The 2345-nt window shown below is 68.9% G+C and carries 4 protein-coding genes; 2 read left to right on the forward strand and 2 right to left on the reverse strand.

What is annotated here, in order from left to right; genetic code table 11:
- On the forward strand, positions 1-441 hold a 441-nt coding region (locus AC04L7_RS16835), incomplete at its 5' end, for a hypothetical protein (protein ID WP_475513467.1).
- A 73-nt stretch (positions 442-514) separates the two neighbouring features.
- Here AC04L7_RS16835 and AC04L7_RS16840 read toward each other — a convergent pair.
- Complete coding sequence (locus tag AC04L7_RS16840) at positions 515-1657, reverse strand: 5-(carboxyamino)imidazole ribonucleotide synthase (protein ID WP_475513468.1); 1143 nt, start codon at positions 1655-1657, stop codon at positions 515-517.
- Positions 1654-2163: a 5-(carboxyamino)imidazole ribonucleotide mutase gene (purE, locus tag AC04L7_RS16845; protein WP_475513469.1), complete on the reverse strand. Its 510-nt coding sequence runs from the start codon at positions 2161-2163 to the stop codon at positions 1654-1656. Before purE ends, AC04L7_RS16840 begins: the two co-directional genes overlap by 4 nt.
- A 63-nt stretch (positions 2164-2226) precedes the next feature.
- Here purE and AC04L7_RS16850 point away from each other — a divergent pair.
- On the forward strand, positions 2227-2345 hold a 119-nt coding region (locus tag AC04L7_RS16850; protein WP_475513470.1), incomplete at its 3' end, for a Trm112 family protein.

The raw sequence follows: 2345 nt of genomic DNA on the forward strand, positions 1-2345 counted from the left end.
CCCGAGGAGAACACCATGGCACTGCGTTACGGATTGGCTGGATCCCTGCTTACCGTCCTGCTGGCGATGTCGGCGAACGCCGACGCGGCGCCACGCGACCGCGACAACAATCCGCCCGGCCCGGCCGGCGGCCGCGGCACCAACTGGGAGAATCCGCCCGGCTGGAAGGGCGGCCCGGGCGCGTCGCCCGATCGCCGCTGGTACCGGCACGGCGGCAAGCGCTACGAGTTCGTCGTAGGGAAGAACGGCTACTACTTCAATCCCCAATACGGCTATTGGCATCCCCGCTACGGCCTGTGGAACCAGGCCAGACGTTGCTGGCTGGACCTCGACAACAACCCGCCGGGACCGCACGGCGGCCGTGGTACCAACTGGGAGAATCCGCCCGGCCCGAAGGGCGGGCCGGGCGCATCGCCCGACCGCTTCGGCCGCTGCCGCTGAGGAGCGATGCCGCACACATCAGAACGGCCGGATGATCCGGCCGTTCTGCGTTTCCCGCCGATGATCGCCCGCGTCAGCCGGTCAGGCGCGCAATGACCGGCGCCACCTGCGCCTGGCGCTCAAGTGCGACACCGATGCGGGCCAAGGCGTGGGCGAGCGATGCGGCATCGTCGGCGCGGACCGTGGCGTGGCCCACCTTGCGCCCCTCCCGCGGCTCCTTCCCGTAGTCGTGCCAGTGGCCGCCGGCCTCCTGGAGTACGGACGACGCCTCCGGCATCTCACCGATCCAGTTCAACATGCAGGCGTGGCCCATCACGCGGGTGTCGCCCAGTGGCAGGCCCAGCACGGCGCGCAGATGGYTCTGGAACTGCGACGTCTCCGCACCTTCGATGGTCCAGTGGCCGGAGTTGTGTACACGCGGCGCCATCTCGTTGGCGAGCAGTTCGCCGTTCCGGTAGAACAGTTCGAGCGCGAACACGCCCACGTAGTCGAGCGACTCCGCCAGCCGCCGTGCGTGCGCACATGCCGCTTCGGCGAGTGCCGCATCGACGTGTGCCGGCGCAAGGCTGGCCGACAGCACGCCGTCGACATGCCAGTTTTCGGTCAACGGCCAGGTGCGGAATTCGCCATCGCGGCCACGCACGGCCACCACGGACAGTTCCCGCTCGAACGGGATGAAGGCTTCGACGATCAGGCCGACGGTCCCTGCCTGCGTCCCCAATGCCTTCCACGCCGCATCCACGTCCGCCGGCGACTTGATGCGGAACTGTCCCTTGCCGTCATAGCCCAGGCGACGCGTCTTGAGGATGCACGCGCCTCCGAGTCGTTCGACCTCGCGGCGCAGTATCTCGAGGCTGCCGACATCGGCGAAGTCGCCGACCGGAATCCCCAGCTCGCGGAACAGGCTCTTCTCGACCAGGCGATCCTGCGCCACCGCCAGCGCGCGCGGATTGGGGAACACCGGTACGCGGCCGGCGAGCCACTCCGCGCTCTCCGCGGGCACGTTCTCGAAGTCGAAGGTGGCCACGTCGACTTTCGAAGCGAATTCGGCCAACGCCGCTTCGTCACGATAGTCGCCCACCAGCAGCGGGGCGAACTGGCCGGCGCACGCATCCGCGGCGGTATCCATCACGAGAAAGCGCAAGCCCAGTGGCGCGCCGGACAGCGCCAGCATGCGCGCCAGTTGYCCACCGCCCAGGATACCGACGKTCGTCATAGCGGCTGGCGCGGATCGTCGTGCGCCATCACGTCGTCGGTCTGGCGGCTGCGGAACGCCGCGAGCGCGGCACCGATGGCCGGATGCTCCGGCGCCAGCAGCRCCGCGGCGAACAGGCCGGCATTCGCTGCCCCGGCATTGCCGATGGCGAAGGTCGCCACCGGAATGCCCGCCGGCATCTGCACGATGGACAACAGCGAGTCCATGCCGTTGAGCGCCTTCGACTGCACGGGTACACCCAGCACCGGCACGGCGGTCTTCGCGGCGAGCATGCCCGGCAGATGGGCCGCGCCGCCTGCACCGGCGATGATGGCGCGCAACCCGCGCGAGGCGGCTTCGTCGGCGTACGAGAACAGCACGTCCGGAGTCCGATGCGCCGAGACCACTCTCACCTCGTAAGGAACGCCGAGCGCATCCAGCTTCTGCGCAGCGTGCTGCATGGTCTCCCAATCGGACCGGGAACCCATCACGATGCCCACGATGGGGCGGGAAGCACTGGCGGTCATGGCCGTCCTCTGTCGCAAAGACGTATTCTACCCTCCTGACCGAACCGCTGATCGAGTCCCCACATGGACCGCAAACTGCTCGACCTTCTCTGCTGCCCCGCCACCCGCCAGCCCTTGGCCATGCTCGAAGCGCGCGGGCTGGAAGCGCTCAACCGCGCCATCGGCGAGGGACACGTCAAGCG

It is taken from the genome of Pseudoxanthomonas sp. LjRoot204_2 (assembly GCF_056175765.1).